This is a genomic window from Cellulomonas sp. PS-H5 (genome assembly GCF_019265565.1).
Taxonomy (GTDB): Bacteria; Actinomycetota; Actinomycetes; order Actinomycetales; family Cellulomonadaceae; genus Cellulomonas.
The window spans coordinates 1-18,647 of sequence record NZ_JAHVCI010000067.1 but is presented as its reverse complement, the minus strand read 5'-3'; the positions used below and the strand labels follow the sequence as shown (position 1 = coordinate 18,647).

Below are 18,647 nucleotides of genomic sequence, written 5' to 3'. Positions count from 1 at the left end.
GGGCGGCCGGCGGCCGGGCGGCGGCCCCGGTGGCGGGGGTCCGGGCGGCGGCGGGGGCGGCCCCCGGCCGGTGCCGCGCCCCGTCATGGTCGACGTCCTCGACGAGGCCGGCCTGCTCCCGGCGATCGTGTTCATCTTCTCCCGGGCGGGCTGCGACGCCGCGGTCGCCCAGTGCCTCGCGGGCGGGCTCCGGCTGACGTCCCCGGCGGAGGCCGAGGAGATCCGGTTCATCGCGGAGACCCGGTGCGCGTCGATCGCACCGGAGGACCTCGACGTCGTCGGCTACTGGGGCTTCGTCGACGCGCTGGTCCGCGGCGTCGCCGCGCACCACGCCGGGATGCTGCCGGCGTTCAAGGAGACGGTCGAGGAGGCGTTCGCCCGCGGGCTGGTCAAGGTGGTGTTCGCGACCGAGACGCTCGCGCTGGGCATCAACATGCCCGCCCGGTCCGTGGTGCTCGAGAAGCTGGTCAAGTGGGACGGCTCGCACCACGTCGACATCACGCCGGGGGAGTACACCCAGCTGACGGGCCGCGCGGGGCGCCGGGGCATCGACTCCGAGGGCCACGCGGTCGTCCTGGGCCGGGGCGACCTCGACCCGATGGCGCTGGCGGGGCTCGCGTCGAAGCGGCTGTACCCGCTGCGCTCGGCGTTCCGGCCGACCTACAACATGGCGGTCAACCTGGTCGCGCAGGTGGGCCGGGTCCGGGCGCGCGAGGTCCTGGAGACGTCGTTCGCGCAGTTCCAGGCCGACCGCGGGGTCGTCGGCCTCGCCCGGCAGGCGCAGAGCCACGCCGAGGCGCTCGAGGGCTACGCCGAGGCCATGACCTGCCACCTCGGCGACTTCGGCGAGTACTTCGCGCTGCGCCGCGAGCTCTCGGACCGGGAGCGGGGCGTGCACCGCGCGAGCGCGGCGGCGCGGCGGCAGCAGGCGGCGGCGAGCCTGCAGGGCCTGTCGGTCGGCGACGTCGTCGCGGTGCCGAGCGGCCGGCGGTCCACCTACGCGGTGGTCGTCGACCCGGGGACGCACGGCGGCTTCGAGGGCGCGCGGCCGATGGTGCTCACCACCGAGCGCGAGGTGCGCCGGCTGTCGGTCCAGGAGGTCGGCGACGGGATCAAAGCGGTCGGGCGGCTGCGGGTGCCGAAGGGCTTCTCGCCGCGGGCGGCGTCGCACCGGCGCGACCTGGCGGCGACCCTCCGCGGGGAGATCAACGCGGGGAGGATCACCGGGGCCGCCCCCGCTCGGCGCCGCGGCCGGGCGGTCGCGGAGGACGAGGACGAGGCGATCGCCGCGCTGCGCCGCGAGCTGCGCGCGCACCCCTGCCACCAGTGCCCCGACCGCGAGGAGCACGCCCGCTGGGCGGAGCGGTGGTCCCGGCTGGAGGGCGAGCACCGGGCGCTGGTCCGGCGGATCGAGGGCCGGACCGGCTCGATCGCGGTCGTGTTCGACCGGATCTGCGAGGTGCTGGACTCCCTCGGCTACCTGGCGACCGACGACGACGGCGGCACGGTGGTGACCGACGAGGGCCGGTGGCTGCGCCGGATCTACGCCGAGAACGACCTGCTGCTCGCCGAGTGCCTGCGCCGCGGGGCGTGGGCGGAGCTCGACGTGCCCGGGCTCGCCGCCGCGGTGTCGGCGGTCGTGTACTCGGCGCGCCGGGACGACCGGGACCGCAGCCCCGCGGTGCCCGGCGGTCCGTCGAGCCGGCTGGGCATCGCCCTCGACGCCACGACGCGCATCTGGTCCGAGCTCGACGACCTGGAGAGCGCGCGCCGCATCGAGTCGACCCAGCCGCTCGACCTGGGTCTGGTGGCACCCGTGCACCGGTGGGCGGCCGGGCGCGGGCTCGACGCCGTGCTGCGGGACGCGGACCTCGCGGCGGGCGACTTCGTGCGGTGGTGCAAGCAGGTCGTCGACGTGCTGGACCAGGTGGCCAAGGCGGCGCCCGACGCGCGGCTGCGGGAGACGGCGCGCAAGGCGGTGACCGCGGTACGCCGCGGCGTCGTGGCGTACGCGGGGACCTGACGGGGGAGGCGCCCGGCGACGGACGCCCGCGGGCCGCCCGTGACCTGCCCGGTTAGGGTTCCCGCGTGAGCACCACCCTGTACCGGGGCGGTGCGGTGCTGACGCCTGCCGTCCTCGCCGCGCCCGCGACCGCCGACGCCCCCTCCGCCCTGCTGGTCGCCGACGGCGCGATCGCGTGGGTCGGCGGCGCCGACGAGGCGGACGGCCTGGCCGACGGGGTGGACGACGTCGTGGACCTCGGCGGCGCCCTGGTGACGCCGGGGTTCGTCGACGCGCACGCGCACGTGCTCGACACCGGTCTGGTGCGCGCCGGCGTGGACCTGGGGGCGTGCGCCTCGCTCGCGGAGACGCTGGCGGCCGTGCGCGCGGCGGCCACCGGCCCGGTCGGCCACCGGCTGGCCGCCGAGGGCGCCCCGCTCACCGGCTGGGGCTGGGCGGAGGACGGCTGGCCGGAGGGCCGCCCACCGACCCGCCAGGAGCTGGACGCCGCCGCTGGCGGGGCGCCGGTCTACCTCGGCCGCGTCGACCTGCACGCCGGGGTCGTGTCGACGTCGTTCGCCGAGGTGCTCGGGCTCCGCGACCTGCCCGGGTGGCGGGCCGACGGGCTGGTCACGGGGGAGGCGCACGCCGTCGCGCGCGCGGCGCTCCGGGACCTGCCCGCCGACGTCCGGGACGCCCGGTACCGCGGCGCCCTCGAGGCGGCGGCGCGCGCCGGCGTCGTCGCCGTGCACGAGCAGAGCGCCCCGCACACGGACACCCGGGCGGGCCTCGCCGCGCTGCTGGCGCTGACCGCGCACCCGGCGTCGGCGCTGCCGCTGGTCGTCGGGTACCGGGCCGAGCTGTGCGAGACCGCCGACGACGTCCGCGCGCTCGCCGCCGCGATCCCGGGCCTCGCCGGCGTGGGCGGGGACCTGGCGGCCGACGGCTCGCTCGGCAGCCGGACGGCCGCGCTGCGCGCTCCGTACGCCGACGCGCCCGACGGCTGGCCGCACCCCGCGGGCCGGCTCGACCTCACCGCCGAGCAGGTGAGCAACCACGTGGCGTCCGCCACCCGCGCGGGGCTGCCCGCGGCGTTCCACGTCGTCGGCGACCGGGCGCTCGACGAGGTGCTCCTCGGGTTCCGTGTGGCCGCCGAGGTCGAGGGCGTCGACGCGGTGCGCGCCGGCGGGCACCGGCTCGAGCACGCCTCGATGCTGGACGCCCCGGCGCTGGCGGCGCTCGTGCTGCTCGGGCTGACCGCGTCGGTGCAGCCGGCGTTCGACGACGCCTGGGGCGGAGACGACGGGACCTACGCGGCGCGCCTCGGACGCGGGCGGGCGGCGTCCCTGCACCCGCTCGCCGACCTGCGCGCCGCGGGCGTGCCCCTCGCGTTCGGCTCGGACAGCCCCGTGACGCCGCTCGACCCGTGGGGCGCGGTCCGCGCGGCGGTGCGGCACCGGACGCCCGACCAGCGGCTGCCGGTCGCGGCGGCGCTGGCCGCGCACACGCGCGGCGGGTGGGCGGCGGCCGGACGGGCAGGGGCCGGCGGTGCGGCTCCCGGCGACGTCGTGGTGGGCGCTCCCGCCCACCTGGCGGTCTGGCGGGTCCCCGAGGGCACGGCCGGCCCCGGGGGCGTGCTGCCGGCGCTGCGGGACGACGAGCCCCTCCCGGAGTGCGTCCGCACGGTGCGCGCGGGTGCGGTGCTGCACGACGCGCTGGGGTGACGTCCGGCGCCGCACCCGGCCCCCGTCGCGCGGACGGGTGAATCCGCTGCTCCGCACGGGGTGCCGCCTCACCCGGTCGGCGGGCCGGCGCACGCTCGCGGGTGCCCAAGCGACACGCCGGACGACACGCCGGGGCGTCTCGACCATCTGGACAAATCCGACAGCCCCCGACGCGCGTGGCGACCTGCGCGGACGCCTCCGGGCGGCGCCGCCGGACCCTTGACACCCCCCGCCGGTTCGATAGGTTCTCGGGAGTGGTCCGGCAGAGGCGCCGCTCGGTGAGCGCCCCAGGGGGTAGGACGCCCGGACCACGTCGGGCTCCGACCAGGCCCGCGTGTTCACTAGAGAACGGGCACCGCCCCAGGTGGTGTCGTGCGGTACGAAGGACACGCGGGCCGGTCGGTCGGCCCCGCCCCCGACGGGGTGCCCCGGGCCGGCACGCCGGCTGACGCGTCGACGGACCCGGACGCCGTCGCCCCACCCGCCCGCCCCGCCCCGGCCGACCGGTCGCGGCGCGTGCCGCGTCCACACCGCCGCGCGCGCCCGGGCCCGCTGCGTGGCGCCGGACGGACAGCCGGGTGCCGTACCCTGGCGCGGTGCCGCTCCGTGACCCCTCCCGCTGGTGGAGCGCGGTCCTGGCGGTCCTCGGCGGCCTGCTGACCTGGGCCGCGTTCCCCGACCTCGGCTGGTGGTACGCCGCCGCGCCCGGGATGGCCCTGCTGTTCCTCGCGATGCGCCGCGACAGCGCCCGGTGGAACGCCCTGCTCGGGTTCGCCTGGGGTCTCGCGTTCTTCGTGCCCCTGCTCACCTGGGCGGACGTCGCGGTCGGTGCCGTGCCGTGGATCGCGCTGTCGGTGGCGGAGGCGGGCTTCGTCGCGCTGTTCGGCGCCGCGTGGACCTGGGCCCGCCGGGGCGAGGCGGTGTGGCGCCGGGCGTCCCTGCAGCTCGTGGTGTTCGTCGTGCTGTGGGTCGCGGTCGAGGAGCTGCGCGGGATCTGGCCGTTCGGCGGCTTCCCCTGGGGCCGGCTGGCGTTCTCCCAGGCCGACTCGCCGGTGCTGTCCCTCGCGCGCCTGGGAGGCGCACCGCTGGTCTCGGCCGCCGTGGCGGCGGCGGGCGCCGCGCTCGCGTTGGCGTGGCTGGCCGCGCGACGGTTCGCGCTCCTGCCGATGCTCGGCCGGGTGGCGGTCGCGGTGGCGCTGGTCGTGGTCGGCCTCCTCGTCCCGATGGGCACCCGCGCCGAGGACGGCACCCTGACCGTCGGGGCCGTGCAGGGCAACGTCTCCGAGCCGGGGCTGCACGCGTTCGACAACCGGCGCGAGGTCCTCGACAACCACCTCGCGGGTACGTACGCGCTGCTCGACCAGGTAGAGACGGGCGATCTGGACCTGGTGCTGTGGCCGGAGAACGGCACGGACATCGACCCCGAGGTCGACAGGCAGGCCGCCGCCGACATCGACGCCGCCGCGCAGGCCGTGGGCGCGCCGATGCTGATCGGCACGATCCAGTACCCGGAGTCGGGCGGCCGGTACAACACGTCGCTGCTCTGGGAGCCCGGCGTCGGTCCCGTGGCGTCCTACTCGAAGCAGCGGCCGGCGCCCTTCGCGGAGTACATCCCGCTGCGTAGCCTGGTCCGCCCGTTCTCCTCGGCCGTCGACCTGGTGCAGAACGACATGCTCGCGGGCACGGAGCCGGGCGTCGTGCCCCTGGAGTCCGCCCGCCTGGGCCGCACGGTGCAGATCGGCGACGTCATCTGCTTCGAGGTGGCGTACGACGGGATCGTCCGGGAGAGCGTGCGCGAGGGCGCCGAGGTCCTGGTCGTGCAGACCAACAACGCGTCCTTCGGCTACTCCGCCGAGTCGACCCAGCAGCTCGCGATGGCCCGGCTGCGGGCGGTCGAGCTCGGCCGCGCCACCGTCCAGGTGAGCACCGTCGGCGTCAGCGCCGTGATCGCGCCGAACGGCACCGTCGCCCAGGACACCGAGCTGTTCACCGCCGACCAGCTCGTCGCCCGGCTGCCGCTGCGCCAGTCGCTCACGCCCGCCGCGGTGCTCGGGGCGTGGCCGAGCGGCGTGGTCGGGGCGCTGGCGGTCGTCATGACGCTCGCCGGGATGGCCGGTGCGCGGCGGACGCGCCGGGACGACCGGCCGGAGGGGGCCGCGTGACGCCGGGACCCGGCACCCGGCCCGCCGGACGCGTGCTGGTCGTCGTCCCCACGTACGACGAGCGCGACAGCCTGCCCCGGGCGCTGGCCGCGCTGCGGCTGCACGTCCCGGACGCGGACGTCCTCGTCGTCGACGACGCGTCGCCGGACGGCACGGGCGAGCTGGCCGAGCGGATCGCCGCCGCCGACGCCGAGGAGCGCGGCCGAGCCGCGATCCGGGTGCTGCACCGCACCGGCAAGCAGGGGCTCGGCACCGCGTACGTCGCGGGGTTCCGGTGGGCGCTCGAGCGGGGCTACGACGCCGTGGTCGAGATGGACGCCGACGGGTCGCACCGCGCGGAGGACCTGCCGCGGCTGCTGGAGCGGGTGCCGGAGGCGGAGCTGGTCATCGGGTCGCGCTGGGTCCGCGGCGGCCGGGTCGTGAACTGGCCGCTGCACCGGCAGCTGCTGTCCCGCGGGGCGAACACCTACGCCTGGCTGGCGATGGGGCTGCCGGTGCGGGACGCGACCGCCGGGTTCCGGGTGTACCGGGCGGCGGCGCTCGAGGGGCTGGCGCTCGGCGAGGTCGCCTCGCACGGCTACTGCTTCCAGATCGACATGGCCTGGCGGGTCCTGCGCGCCGGCGGCCGCGTGGTCGAGGTGCCGATCACGTTCGTGGAGCGCGCCGAGGGCCGGTCGAAGATGAGCCGGTCGATCGTCGTCGAGGCGCTGGTGCGCGTCACGGTGTGGGGGGCGCAGGAGCGCGCGCGTCAGGTGCGCGACCTGGTGCGGCGCGCGGCGGGTAGCCGCGGCTGACGCGACGACGGGCCCCGCACCCGAGGGTGCGAGGCCCGTGCTCACGGCCGTCCGTGGGACGGTCAGGCGCTCCGGCGGAGCTTGCCGGCACGCAGCAGGTCGAGGCGCTCGTCGAGCAGCTCCTCGAGCTCCTTGATGGTGCGGCGCTCCAGCAGCATGTCCCAGTGGGTGCGCGGGGGCTTCGTGGCCTTCGGCTCGGGCTTGGACGCGTCGCGCAGCAGCGCCTCCTCACCGCACCGGCACTCCCACACCACCGGCACGTCGGCCTCGACCGAGAACGGCAGGATGATCGTGTGCCCGTTGGGGCAGTCGTAGTACGCCTGGAGACGCGGGGCGAAGTCGACGCCCTCGTCCGTCTCCATGCTGTGGGACCCGATGCGCATACCGCGCAGGGACCGGTTCGACATCAGGGACCTCCGTGCCTTGACATGCCTTGACTTGCCTGGACGTGCAGACGTATCGCTTGTTCGGTGGGGTCAACGTCCGGGGACCGTTCAGTGTTCCAGTGTGGCGTGAAGGTCCCGTGAACGCGCGGCGAGCGCGGGCGGGTGACCCTGGGCACACCCGGCGTGCGCGCCGTCCTCGCAGGTCAGCGGGGCGTCGTCCTGGTGTCGCGTGCGTCACCCCGGTGGGCGCCGGGGCGGTCCCGGCCGTCAGGCGAGCGTGCTGCGCACCGCCCGCCGCACCAGCTCCGCGTCGTCCGCCCCTTCGTGCCGCCACCGCCGCTGCTGCTGGGCGCCGTTCCCGCGACGGAGCAGCGCGTCGAGGTGCTCCCGCACCCACGGCAGGTCGCCCGTGCGCTCGAGGGCCGGGGTCACGTGCCGCACGAGCTCGTCGACCGCCTGCGCCGCCCGCACCGGGCGGGCCGTCAGGGGGCTCACCAGGTCGCCCGTCAGGCCCGAGCGCGCCGCCCGCCAGCCGGCCACGCGGACCTCCTCGGCGCGCGGCTGCGGGGCCAGGTCGTGGTCACCGCCGTCGACCGCGGTGTCGGCGAGGCCGCGCACCAGCGCGCCGAGCAGCACCGCGTCCTGCGGGTCGAGGCAGACGTCGGCGACCCGGACCTCGACCGTCGGGTAGCGCGCGGACAGCCGGGCGTCGAAGTAGACCATCCCGGTGTCGAGGATGGTCCCGCTCTCGACCAGGGACCGCACCGTCTCGCGGTACGTGGCCGCGTCGCCGAACGGGGCGGTGGCGCCCGCGGTCGGCCACCGGCCCCACACCTGCGAGCGGAAGCTCTCGTAGCCCGAGTCGTCGCCGCGCCAGAACGGGCTGTTCGCGGACAGCGCCAGCAGCACGGGGTTCCAGCGGCGCAGGTGGTCGACGACGCGCACGCCCTCCTCGTCGTCGGCGACCTCGACGTGCACGTGGCACCCGCAGGTCAGCTGGTCACGGGCGGTCTGCGCGAACGCGGCGGCGATGTCCTGCGCACGCCGGTTGACGACGACGGTCGGCTCGACGTCCCTGGGCGACGTGGCCAGGGCGACGATGCGCGCGCCTGCGTGCTGCGCGGAGGAGTCGGCGTGCCAGCGTCCCGCGCGCACCTCCTCGAGGAGCGCGCCCAGGTCCGTGCACGGGTGGGTCGACGTCTCGACCTGCTCCTGGGCGAACTCCTTCTCCAGGTTCCCGCCCGGCTCGCCCCCGTCGTCCTCGCCGTCCTGGGACGACGCGTGCTGCAGCACGGCCGCCGCGACCGCCCGGGGCGACCCGTCCTCCGCCACGAGCAGGAACTCTTCCTCGACACCGATCGTCCTCACGCCGGAAGTCTGACCGGGTCGCTCGCATCTGTCCTGCTGAGCGGGCTGCGAGGCCGCGGCGGCGCGTCGCGCACGGGGCCACCGCCGCGGGTCAGCTCGGCCTCGTGGCCCTGCCGTCGAGCCAGAGGGTGTCGGACTCGTCCCGGTGGCTGCCGGTGGTGCCGACGTGCTTCGCGTCGATCTGCGGACCCTTCTTGATGACGTGCACCAGCGCCATCGCGTGCCCGCGGCCCAGGCCGTAGTCCTCGGCCAGCCAGGCCACGATCGCCCCGGCCTTCACGTCGGCCCCGTCGAGGCCCTGGGCCCGCGCCTCCTCGACGAGCTCGCGCGGGGTCCTGCCGGTCTTGTCCTCGATCGCGTCGAGGTAGGCCTGGAACGACATCGGTCGGGTCCTCTCGGTGCGGCGGGGTGCCGCGGCCGAGTGTGCCAGCCGGGGTCGCCGCGCGGGGGCGCCGCGCCGGGGTCGCCGGCCGGCGGGACCGGCCGTGCGGCAGACTCGGCCGGTGCCCCCCGCCCGCGCCGCCGCGCCGCCCGACGGCCCTCCCGGGCCCCTGCTCGTGCTCGTCGGCCCCGCGGCCTCCGGCAAGTCCACGGTCGGGGCGGCCGCCGCGACCGCCCTCGGGGTGCCGTTCGTGGACGCCGACGCGGCGGGCGAGCGGTACTACCGCGAGGTCGGCTGGGACCTCGACCGCCTGCGCGGGCGGATCGCCGCGGCGGGGCGGGTGGCCGCCGAGCGGGAGTGGGAACCCGCGCGCGCGCACGCCGTGGGGCGGCTGGTCGCGGACCACCCCGGCGCGGTGCTCGCGCTGGGGGCGGGGCACACGACGTACGCCGACCCCGCGCTCGGGTCCGCGGTGGCCGGGGCGCTGGCCGGGGCGGGCGCGGTGGTGCTGCTGCTCCCGGCGGCGGGGCGCGACGAGGCGCTGCGCGTGCTCCGGGCGCGGTCGGTGGCGTCGAAGGGGACGGACTGGGTGCGCGACGGCCACGACTTCCTCGCGGGCTGGCTCGACGACCCGGCCCCGCGGGCGCTGGCCACGCACGTGCTCGTCACCGGCGACGAGGGGCCCGCGCGCACGGCGGAGCGCGTCGCCGCGATCGCGCGGGACGGGACCGGGTAGGCGGGCCCGTGTCCGCGCGCCCGGCGGCGGCCGGCCCGGGGCGTCAGCGTCCCGTGCGGATCCGGGCGCGGGGCGTTCGGGTTCCGTCAGGACCTCCGCCGGAGGGAGCCGCCGGGCGCACGCTGGCGGCATGAGCGCGACGGTGCGGCACGGCGGGCGGGCCCGCGACCCGCGGGCGGACGACGAGCGGGTGGGCGGGCGGCCGCGGCAGGACGCGATGACCGACGACGAGCTCGCCGCCGTCGTGCGGGTGCTGCTGGTCGCCGCCGCGACGCTGACCGGCGTCGCCGTGGCGTCGTGGTGGCAGCGCGGGCCGTGGCTGCCGACGGCGGTGGGAGCGGTCGCCGTCGCGGTGCTCGGGAGGCGGATGCCCGCGCCGCTGCTCGCGCTGGCGGCGTTCCTGGCGTGGTGCACGGTCACCGGGTTCGCGACCAACGCCGAGGCGGAGCTGACGTTCGGCGGGGGAGACGCGGCGCGGCTCGCCACGCTCGCCGCCGCGGCCCTCGTGGGCAGGGTCGTGCTGGGCCGGGCGGGGCGTCGCGACGGCCGCGCGGGCCGGCCCGGATGAGCCCGACGTCGTGCCGCCCCGCGGCGCCGCCGTCAGGGTGTGACCGGCGCCCCCGGGGCGCGGCTGCTCGCGCGGGCGCCGATCGCGCGGGCGCGCCGCCAGACGATCTCGGCCTGCAGGCCGACCATGAGCGCGATCATGAGCAGCACCTCCCCGGTGCCGCCGTCGTCGCTGATGTCGTTGAGGTAGGCGATCGTGCCGAGCGCGACCTTCGCCAGGATCAGCCCGACGAACAGGCTGATGGTGACGGCGGTGCCCTGCGCCCACACCCGCCCGTCGGCGGCGTCGCGCCACACGTGGGTCAGGCGCCCGCGGACCACCCCGACGACCGCCGACAGGACCAGGCTGAGCGCGAGGAACGACCAGCCCCACGGGCCGGTGGGCAGGTTGAACCCGCCGATGACCAGCCCGACGCCCGCGTAGATGAGCGCGAGCGTGAACCGGGTGCTCCCGACGACCTCGTGCTTCTGCGTCTGCCGGACGATGGCGTAGATGACCAGGGCCAGGATGATCAGGTAGTTCCAGGCGTCCACAGCGGTCGACCCCCCTCGGCGACCGCCCGGCGCGCCCGGCGTCCGGGCGGAGCCGGTACCGCGCAGGGCGACGTCACCACCGTGGCACCCGCGCGGGTGGGCGGGTCATCACCCGGCGCGGACGATCGCGTGGCGCCTCAGTCCTCCTCGACCCACTCCAGCAGGTCGCCCGGCTGGCACTCCAGGACCCGGCACATGGCGTCGAGGGTGCTGAACCGGACGGCCTTCGCCCTCCCGTTCTTCAGCACGGCGACGTTCGCGGGCGTGAGGCCCACCCGCTCGGCGAACTCGCCGACGCTCATCTTGCGGCGGGCCAGCTCGACGTCGATGCGCACGACGATCGGCATCAGATGACCTGGTCCATGTCCGTGCGCAGCGCGGTGGCCTGGCGCAGCAGCGCCCGCAGCACCAGCAGCACCAGGGCGACCACGGTGACGACGGCGGTCGCGAGGAAGAGCAGCATCGGCAGGCCGGGGTCGTCCGCGTGCAGGCCGACCCAGAGCAGCACCCCGACCAGCACCAGCCAGCCCGCGGCGACGGCCCACACGATCGCGTCCACCCAGCCGAGCGAGGCCTCGGTGAAGATCCGGTCCCGCCGGACGAGGGTCAGCAGCCGCCAGGTCGCGACGATGACGACCTGCACGCACAGCACCCAGAACACGGTGATGGCGGTCGCCGGCCAGCGGAGGGCGGCGTCCTGGGGGTTCTGCTCGGCGAGGTACCGGAACTGGCCGGGCAGCGAGAGGGTCTGGAACACGACCAGGATCCCGAAGAGCACGACGAGGGCGATGCGGAGCAGGGCGGTGGCCCAGCGGTCGAGGGTCATGGCATCGAGGATCGCTCGGAATCTATCGATAAGCAATAGATCGGGCCGCCGCGCACACGACCTCCACCCGGGGACCGCAGAACGCACCCCCGCGCAGGCCCGCAGGCCGTAGGTTGCCTGCATGGCCGGCCCGGAGGCGATGCAGGAGGTCGTGCTCGGCGAGGAGCCGGGCGCCTCGGCCGGCACCGCCGCGTCGGGGGCCGACCCCGCGGGCGACGCCCGCCGGCGGGCGCGGCGGCGGACACTGCTGCGCTGCTGGCCCATGGGCGCCCTGGCGGTCCTGGCCGTCGTGGCGGTGCAGGTCGTGCAGGACGCGCGGGAGCGGGACCGGGTGGCCGCGGCACGGACCGTCGAGGGCGTCGTCCGGTACGACGTCGGGCCGGAGCTGCGCACCGTGCCGTTCGGCGAGGGGGAGACGGACCCGCGCCTGACGGGCGGCGTCCTCGCCGGGGACCTGCGGGTGGCAGGCGAGCGGGTCGACTTCGGGCGGCCGCGGGCCGTCTCGGCCGTCGACGCCCGCAGCGGAGCGACGTCCTGGCGGACCGAGGTGGAGACGCAGGCGGAGGCGACCGCGCAGCCCACGATGCGTCCGCCGGAGTGCTGGGCGGCCGGCGGGGCCGGGGGCGCTGCCGGGGCTGCGAGCGCCGCCGGGTCGGTCACGCGCGTGCGCTGCCTCGTGGCGGACCGCCCGGCCACGCTCACGGGCGACGGCGGGTGGCGGGAGGACCCGCCGACCCGCAGCCGGCTCCTGACCCTCGACGGCGCGTCGGGCGCCGTGCTGGCGGACCGGGAGGTCGCGCCGCAGACGGCGGTCGCCGCGGACGACGCGCTGCTCGTGCTGGGTGAGGTCGTCGACGAGCGCACCGTGCGGTTCACCGCCGAGGACGTGGCGACGCGGGAGCCGCTCTGGTCGACCGAGCTCGACGACCTGCTGGTCGACCCGGTGTTCGACCCGCACCTCGAGCTGGCGGACGACCACCTGCTCGTCTGGGTCGGCGGGCGCCAGCGGGTGCTCGGGACGGCCGACGGCGCGCTGCAGGCGGACGGGACCCAGGTCTGGATCGGGCGCGGCGGCGGTCTGCTGGTGCAGGACGGCGACCCGGGCTCGGTCCGGCTGGCGGGATCCGACGGCAGCGGGACGGCGGTCGTCCCCGCGCTGCCGGTGCAGCTGGCCGTCGACGACGGGTCCGTCCCCGGGCCCGAGGTGCTGTCCGCGGTGGTGGGCGGCGACCGCACGCTCCGCGCGGTCGAGGCGGGCTCCGGGCGGACGGTGTGGCAGGCGGGCCTCGACGGGGCGACCGACGGGACCGTCCTGCTGCTCGGGGGCGTGCTGTACGGCGTCGACGCCACGGCGGCCTGGGCGATCGACGCGCGGGACGGGCGGCCGGTGTGGCGCACCGTGCGCTCGACCGGCCCGGACGGCGAGCCCGTGCGGGACGTCTCGAACGTCTGGCTCTCCCCGCTGACGGACGGCCGGTCGCTGCTGCTCGTCGAGCAGGACGACGACGGCGGCGCGGAGCTGATCGCGTGGTCGCTGCGGTCGGGCGCGGAGCGGTGGCGGGCCCCGCTGCCGCCGGAGGCCGACGGGTGGGCGTACCCCGTGGACGGCGCGCTGTACGGCGGGGGCGAGTCCCCGGTCCGGATCGGCGGCTGACCCCTCCCGCGCGCGCGTGCCCCGGCCCTACGGTGGCCCCATGCCGCCCGTCGAGCACGGCCCCGCACCCGCGACCCCCGAGCCGTTCGCCCCGCGCGCCGACCCGGCGGCGCTCGACGACCTGCGCCGGCGGCTGCGCGCCACGCGCTGGCCGGACGTCCCCGAGGACGCGGGCTGGTCCGCGGGCGTGGACGTCGCCTGGCTGCGCGACCTGGTGCGCACCTGGGCCGAGGACTTCGACTGGCCGGCGCGCGAGGCGGAGCTCAACCGGCTGCCCCGGTACCGGGTGCGGGTCGGCGGGCTCGGCGTGCACGTGGTGCACGCCCGCGCGGTGGGCGGGGCGGGCCCGGCGCTGCCGCTCGTGCTGACGCACGGGTGGCCCGACTCGTTCTGGCGGTACTCGGAGGTCGTGGACCTGCTCGCGGACCCCGGCGCGCACGGCGCCGACCCCGCCGACGCCTTCGACGTCGTGGTGCCGGACCTGCCCGGCTTCGGCTACTCGGACCGGCCCGAGGTCCCGCTCGACTCGATCGCGGTCGCCGGGTTGTGGGCGGAGCTCATGACGACGCTCGGCTACCACCGGTTCGGCGCCGCGGGCGGGGACATCGGCAGCCACGTCACCCGGTACCTCGCGCTCGACCACCCGGACCGGGTCGTCGCGGTGCACCGCACGGACGCGGGGATGCCGGGTCCGCACGTCGACCCCGGCGCGGTGACGGACGAGGAGCGCGCGTGGATCGCCGAGGGCGCGCGGTGGGTCGCGGCCGAGGGTGCTTACGCGATCGCGCACCGGACCAAGCCGGACACGCTGGCGGTCGGGCTGACCGACTCGCCCGCCGGGCTCGCGGCCTGGGTGGGGGAGAAGCTGCGGTCGTGGAGCGGCGGGGGCGGCGACCCGGAGGGGGCGCTGACCCGGGACCAGATCCTCACGAACCTGACGATCTACTGGCTCACGGGCACGATCGGGTCCTCGATGCGGATGTACCGGGCGAACGCCGCGATCCCGCCGGAGCAGCTCGCGCGGCGCGTCGAGGTGCCGTCCGGGTTCGCGATCTACCCCGACGACGTCGTGCGACCGCCGCGCGCGTGGCTCGAGCGGAGCGCGAACGCGGTGCGGATCACCGAGCCGCCGCACGGCGGGCACTTCGCGCCGATCGAGCAGCCCGAGGCGTACGCGCGGGAGCTGCGGGAGTTCTTCCGGCCGTTCCGGGAGGGCAGGGCCGGGGCGGCCGGGGCGGCCGGGTACTGAGATCGTCGCCCGCGGGCACGCACCGGGCGACGCGGTCCTTGCGCGCGACGGTGCCGCCCGGCCACGCTGGTGCGCCAGCGCTCGCGACATCCCGGACGGAGACCCCATGACCGCCACGCGGACGGAGGCGGCGGCGACGACGCCGCACGTCGCCGACAGCCACGACCTGATCCGCGTGCGGGGCGCGCGGGAGAACAACCTCAAGGACGTCGACGTCGAGATCCCGAAGCGCCGGCTCACCGCGTTCACCGGGGTGTCGGGCTCGGGCAAGAGCTCGCTGGTGTTCGCGACGATCGCCGCCGAGTCGCAGCGGATGATCAACGAGACGTACAGCGCGTTCGTGCAGGGCTTCATGCCGACGCTGGCCCGGCCGGACGTCGACGTCCTCGACGGGCTGACCACCGCGATCATCGTCGACCAGGAGCGGATGGGCGCGAACCCGCGGTCGACCGTCGGCACGGTCACGGACGCGAACGCGATGCTGCGGATCGTGTTCAGCCGGCTCGGGCAGCCGCACATCGGCTCGCCGCAGGCCTTCTCGTTCAACGTCGCGTCGGTGAGCGGCGCCGGCGCGGTGACGTTCGACAAGGGCGGCGTGCAGACCAAGGAGCGGCGCGAGTTCAGCGTCACCGGCGGCATGTGCCCACGGTGCGAGGGCCGGGGCGACGTCCAGGACTTCGACCTCACCCAGCTGTACGACGCGGACAAGTCGCTCGCCGGCGGTGCGCTCACGGTGCCCGGCTACACGATGGACGGCTGGTACGGCCGGATCTTCGCCGGCAGCGGGTTCTTCGACATGGACAAGCCGATCCGCGACTTCACGAAGCGCGAGCTGTCGGACCTCCTGCACAAGGAGCCGACCAAGATCAAGGTCGAGGGCATCAACCTCACCTACGAGGGCATCATCCCGAAGATCCGGAAGTCGATGCTGGTCAAGGACGTCGACGCGATGCAGCCGCACATCCGGGCGTTCGTCGAGCGGGCCGTCACGTTCACCACCTGCCCCGACTGCGGCGGGACCCGGCTGAACGAGGGCGCGCGGTCGTCGAAGATCGGCGGGATCAGCATCGCGGACGCCTGCGCGATGCAGATCAGCGACCTGGCGGCGTGGGTGCGCGGGCTCGACGAGCCGTCGGTCGCGCCGCTGCTGGAGGCGCTGGGGGAGACGCTCGACTCGTTCGTGGAGATCGGGCTGGGCTACCTGTCGCTCGACCGCCCGTCGGGGACGCTGTCCGGCGGCGAGGCGCAGCGGACCAAGATGATCCGGCACCTCGGGTCGTCGCTGACCGACGTGACCTACGTGTTCGACGAGCCGACGATCGGCCTGCACCCGCACGACATCCAGCGGATGAACGAGCTGCTGCTCCGGCTGCGGGACAAGGGCAACACGGTCCTGGTCGTCGAGCACAAGCCCGAGGCGATCGCCGTCGCCGACCACGTGGTCGACCTCGGGCCACGCGCCGGGACCGGCGGTGGGGAGATCGTGTTCCAGGGGACCGTCGAGGAGCTGCGGCGCAGCGGCACGCTGACCGGGCGGCACCTGGACGACCGGGCGTCGCTCAAGTCGGCGGTGCGCACGCGGTCGGGCGTGCTCGAGGTCCGGGGCGCGTCCTCGCACAACCTGAAGGACGTCGACGTCGACCTGCCGCTCGGCGTGCTCACGGTCGTCACCGGTGTGGCCGGGTCGGGGAAGTCGTCGCTGATCCACGGCTCGGTGTCGAAGCGGGACGGCGTGGTCGCGATCGACCAGGGCGCCATCCGCGGCTCGCGGCGCAGCAACCCGGCGACCTACACCGGGCTGCTGGAGCCGGTGCGCAAGGCGTTCGCGAAGGCGAACGGGGTGAAGCCCGCGCTGTTCTCGGCCAACTCGGCCGGTGCCTGCCCGACGTGCAACGGCGCGGGGGTCGTCTACACCGACCTCGGGATGATGGCCGGCGTCGCGACCACCTGCGAGGAGTGCGAGGGCCGCCGGTTCCAGGCGTCGGTCCTGGAGTACACCCTCGGGGGGAAGGACATCAGCCAGGTGCTCGCGATGTCCGTGACCGAGGCGGAGGCGTTCTTCGGCGAGGGCGACGCGCGGACCCCGGCCGCGCACGCGGTCCTCGACCGGCTCGCCGACGTCGGCCTGGGCTACCTCAGCCTGGGCCAGCCGCTCACCACGCTGTCCGGCGGCGAGCGGCAGCGGCTCAAGCTCGCGACCCACATGGGGGAGAAGGGCGGCGTGCTCGTGCTCGACGAGCCGACCACCGGCCTCCACCTCGCGGACGTCGAGCAGCTGCTGGGCCTGCTGGACCGGCTGGTGGACTCCGGCAAGTCCGTCATCGTGATCGAGCACCACCAGGCCGTGATGGCGCACGCGGACTGGATCGTCGACCTCGGACCCGGCGCCGGGCACGACGGCGGCCGGATCGTGTTCGAGGGCACGCCGGCGGACCTCGTGGCGGCGCGGTCGACGCTCACCGGTGAGCACCTGGCGGCGTACGTGGGGGCGTGAGCCCGCACGCCACCCGCCGAGGTCAGGCGGCGGGTGGCGGGACCGAGGCCACGGCCTCGACCTCGACCAGCACCCCCGGCCGGGACTCCGGCACCGCCACCACCGTCACGGCCGTGCGCCTCCGGCCCCACACCGCCGCGCTGGCCTCGTAGGCGGCCGTCGGGTCGACCCCTGCGGTGAGGAAGATCCGCAGGATCGCCACGTGGTCGGCGTCCGTGCCCGCCTCGGCGAGCACGGCGAGCAGGTTGCGCATCGCCTGCTCCGTCTGCGGGCCGAGGCCGTCGAGCAGCGTGCCGTCGGCGTCGATCCCGTTCTGGCCGCCCACGTAGAGGGTGGGGCCCGCGGGCAGCACCATCCCCTGCGCGAAGACGGGACTGCGGACCACGCCGGGCGGGTCGACCGGGACCGGGCGTGCGTCGGGCTGGGTGGACATCATCGGCTCCCTGTCGTCGGAGGGCACCAGCATCCCGCGGACCACCGACACGGCTCAGTCCCGGACGAGCACCGTCCACAGCCGCGCGATCCGGTCGTCCCGGACCTCCGCGACGTCGATGCCCCGGACCACCGGGTCCTGCCCGGGGGGCCCGAACTGCCAGGCGAGCAGCGCCAGGTCCTGCGCCCGGCGCACCGGTCCGTCCGCGGAGAACGCGAAGCCGGGGGCGCTGTCGAGCAGCCCCTGCGCCTTGCGGTGCACCGCGTCCCAGCCGGACACCGTCTCCTCGGGGTCCGAGAACACGACGTCCCGGGTGTACGTGTCCTCGATCGCCACCCGCCGGCGCTCGGGGTCGCGCTCCCCGAACACCCGCCTGAGGTTGGCGTCCATCAGCTCCTCGATGCGATCGGCCACGCGCCGCCCCTCTCGTCGTGTCCCGGTCCGGGCGGGCCCCGGTCGGGTCACGGCGCACGCTACCCGCGTCGGGCGGGCGCGCGGGAGAGGGCGGCGCAGGGTGCCGGCGCCCTGCGGCACCGCCTCGTCGCGCGACCGGGTGGCGCCGGTGCGAGCATGGCGCGCATGGACGACGAGGAGCGGACCGAGGTCGCGCGGGACTACGCGGACGCCGTCAACATGGCGCCGAAGGAGCTCGAGGACTGGCTCGGCACGGACGAGTCGAGGGCGGTCGGGCAGAAGGACGGCGGCGGCGAGTCGGTCGGGCACCACTCGGGGCGGCGGATCGTCGAGATCGCGCGGACGAAGAAGGCCGACCTCACGGACGACGACTACGCGCACATGCGGAAGGTCGTCGGCTACGTGCACCGGCACCTGGCCCAGCGGCCCTCCGGCGACGTCGACGACTCGGCCTGGCGGTACTCGCTGATGAACTGGGGCCACGACCCGCTGAAGCGCGGCTGACGGCGCGCTGACCCGCGTCGCGGCGGTGGCGCCGAAATCCGTCGCGCCCCGGCCGGTGCAGGACTAGCGTCCGCGGATCGTGACGACACCCGCCCCGCTGCCCGCCCCCATCCCCTTCCCGGTCGACCCGGGACGGTCCCGCCCCGGCGCCCGGGCCCTCGTGCTGGGCGGCGGCGGCTCGACCGGCAACGCCTGGCTGCTCGGGGTGGTGGCCGGCCTGCTCGACGGCGGGCTCGACGTGACCGGCGCCGACCTGGTCGTCGGGACCTCGGCGGGGGCGACCGCCGCGGCGCAGCTCGGCGGGGCGCCGGCGGCCGGGCTGTACGCCGCGGCGCTCGCCCCGCCGCCGGTGCGGGGCGAGGGGCGTCCGCCAGGCCCGGGGTCCGCCGGCGTGGCGGGCGCACTCCCGGCCCGGACC

Annotated in this window: 18 protein-coding genes and 1 pseudogene; 11 read left to right on the top strand and 8 right to left on the bottom strand. The window is 76.5% G+C overall.

Annotated elements, in window-relative coordinates; all coding sequences use genetic code 11:
- The 4 genes from J5O08_RS18270 to J5O08_RS18255 all read left to right on the top strand — a co-directional run.
- On the top strand, window positions 1–2,023 hold a 2,023-nt coding region (locus J5O08_RS18270), incomplete at its 5' end, for an RNA helicase (protein ID WP_218708330.1).
- Window positions 2,024–2,088: 65 nt separating this feature from the next.
- Window positions 2,089–3,726, top strand: coding sequence for an amidohydrolase (locus tag J5O08_RS18265; protein WP_218708329.1), 1,638 nt, complete (start codon window positions 2,089–2,091; stop codon window positions 3,724–3,726).
- 596 nt (window positions 3,727–4,322) lie between these two features.
- Window positions 4,323–5,888 carry an apolipoprotein N-acyltransferase gene (lnt, locus tag J5O08_RS18260; RefSeq protein ID WP_218708327.1) on the top strand — a complete coding sequence of 522 codons (1,566 nt, stop codon included), beginning with the start codon at window positions 4,323–4,325 and terminating at the stop codon, window positions 5,886–5,888.
- Window positions 5,885–6,682, top strand: a complete 798-nt coding sequence (locus J5O08_RS18255; protein WP_308281710.1) for a polyprenol monophosphomannose synthase — start codon at window positions 5,885–5,887, stop codon at window positions 6,680–6,682. The genes lnt and J5O08_RS18255 overlap by 4 nt, the downstream gene beginning before the upstream one ends.
- Before the next feature lie 62 nt (window positions 6,683–6,744).
- Here J5O08_RS18255 and J5O08_RS18250 read toward each other — a convergent pair whose 3' ends face one another.
- From J5O08_RS18250 to J5O08_RS18240, 3 genes are all read right to left on the bottom strand, one after another.
- Entirely contained in the window at window positions 6,745–7,089 is a 345-nt protein-coding gene (locus J5O08_RS18250; protein ID WP_147793582.1) for an RNA polymerase-binding protein RbpA, read from the bottom strand.
- A gap of 246 nt (window positions 7,090–7,335) precedes the next feature.
- On the bottom strand, window positions 7,336–8,436 hold the full coding sequence (locus tag J5O08_RS18245; protein WP_308281709.1) for a glutamate--cysteine ligase: 1,101 nt from the start codon (window positions 8,434–8,436) through the stop codon (window positions 7,336–7,338).
- A 91-nt stretch (window positions 8,437–8,527) separates the two neighbouring features.
- On the bottom strand, window positions 8,528–8,818 hold the full coding sequence (locus J5O08_RS18240) for a DUF4287 domain-containing protein (RefSeq protein WP_218708325.1): 291 nt from the start codon (window positions 8,816–8,818) through the stop codon (window positions 8,528–8,530).
- Between the two features lie 121 nt (window positions 8,819–8,939).
- Here J5O08_RS18240 and J5O08_RS18235 point away from each other — a divergent pair, with 121 nt between their 5' ends.
- Together J5O08_RS18235 and J5O08_RS18230 are read left to right on the top strand one after the other, a co-directional pair.
- The gene (locus tag J5O08_RS18235; RefSeq protein ID WP_218708324.1) at window positions 8,940–9,554 is read left to right on the top strand and encodes a shikimate kinase; all 615 of its coding nucleotides are present in this window, start codon (window positions 8,940–8,942) and stop codon (window positions 9,552–9,554) included.
- A gap of 130 nt (window positions 9,555–9,684) precedes the next feature.
- Entirely contained in the window at window positions 9,685–10,122 is a 438-nt protein-coding gene (locus tag J5O08_RS18230) for a hypothetical protein (RefSeq protein WP_218708322.1), read from the top strand.
- Window positions 10,123–10,154: 32 nt separating this feature from the next.
- Here the strand turns inward: J5O08_RS18230 and J5O08_RS18225 are convergent, their stop codons facing one another.
- The 3 genes from J5O08_RS18225 to J5O08_RS18215 all read right to left on the bottom strand — a co-directional run bounded on the left by J5O08_RS18225 (window position 10,155) and on the right by J5O08_RS18215 (window position 11,481).
- A complete protein-coding gene (locus J5O08_RS18225; protein WP_218708320.1) occupies window positions 10,155–10,655 on the bottom strand; it encodes a hypothetical protein in 501 nt (166 codons plus the stop codon).
- Between the two features lie 137 nt (window positions 10,656–10,792).
- Complete coding sequence (locus J5O08_RS18220; protein ID WP_217617006.1) at window positions 10,793–11,002, bottom strand: helix-turn-helix transcriptional regulator; 210 nt, start codon at window positions 11,000–11,002, stop codon at window positions 10,793–10,795.
- Entirely contained in the window at window positions 11,002–11,481 is a 480-nt protein-coding gene (locus tag J5O08_RS18215; protein ID WP_218708318.1) for a DUF2975 domain-containing protein, read from the bottom strand. The genes J5O08_RS18220 and J5O08_RS18215 overlap by 1 nt, the downstream gene beginning before the upstream one ends.
- A 121-nt stretch (window positions 11,482–11,602) precedes the next feature.
- Between J5O08_RS18215 and J5O08_RS18210 the strand changes: the two genes are divergently transcribed.
- From J5O08_RS18210 to J5O08_RS18200, 3 genes are all read left to right on the top strand, one after another.
- Complete coding sequence (locus J5O08_RS18210; RefSeq protein ID WP_218708316.1) at window positions 11,603–13,135, top strand: PQQ-binding-like beta-propeller repeat protein; 1,533 nt, start codon at window positions 11,603–11,605, stop codon at window positions 13,133–13,135.
- A 40-nt stretch (window positions 13,136–13,175) separates the two neighbouring features.
- A complete protein-coding gene (locus tag J5O08_RS18205) occupies window positions 13,176–14,384 on the top strand; it encodes an epoxide hydrolase family protein (RefSeq protein ID WP_218708314.1) in 1,209 nt (402 codons plus the stop codon).
- Between the two features lie 106 nt (window positions 14,385–14,490).
- On the top strand, window positions 14,491–16,878 hold the full coding sequence (locus J5O08_RS18200; RefSeq protein ID WP_218708312.1) for an excinuclease ABC subunit UvrA: 2,388 nt from the start codon (window positions 14,491–14,493) through the stop codon (window positions 16,876–16,878).
- Window positions 16,879–16,900: 22 nt separating this feature from the next.
- Here the strand turns inward: J5O08_RS18200 and J5O08_RS18195 are convergent, their stop codons facing one another.
- Both J5O08_RS18195 and J5O08_RS18190 read right to left on the bottom strand, forming a co-directional pair.
- Window positions 16,901–17,311, bottom strand: coding sequence for a RidA family protein (locus tag J5O08_RS18195; protein WP_218708311.1), 411 nt, complete (start codon window positions 17,309–17,311; stop codon window positions 16,901–16,903).
- A 54-nt stretch (window positions 17,312–17,365) separates the two neighbouring features.
- The gene (locus J5O08_RS18190; protein WP_308281708.1) at window positions 17,366–17,725 is read right to left on the bottom strand and encodes a nuclear transport factor 2 family protein; all 360 of its coding nucleotides are present in this window, start codon (window positions 17,723–17,725) and stop codon (window positions 17,366–17,368) included.
- 165 nt (window positions 17,726–17,890) lie between these two features.
- Between J5O08_RS18190 and J5O08_RS18185 the strand changes: the two genes are divergently transcribed.
- The gene (locus tag J5O08_RS18185) at window positions 17,891–18,229 is read left to right on the top strand and encodes a DUF3140 domain-containing protein (protein ID WP_217617002.1); all 339 of its coding nucleotides are present in this window, start codon (window positions 17,891–17,893) and stop codon (window positions 18,227–18,229) included.
- Between the two features lie 109 nt (window positions 18,230–18,338).
- A pseudogene (locus tag J5O08_RS21245) lies at window positions 18,339–18,647 on the top strand (hypothetical protein); the annotation flags it as partial.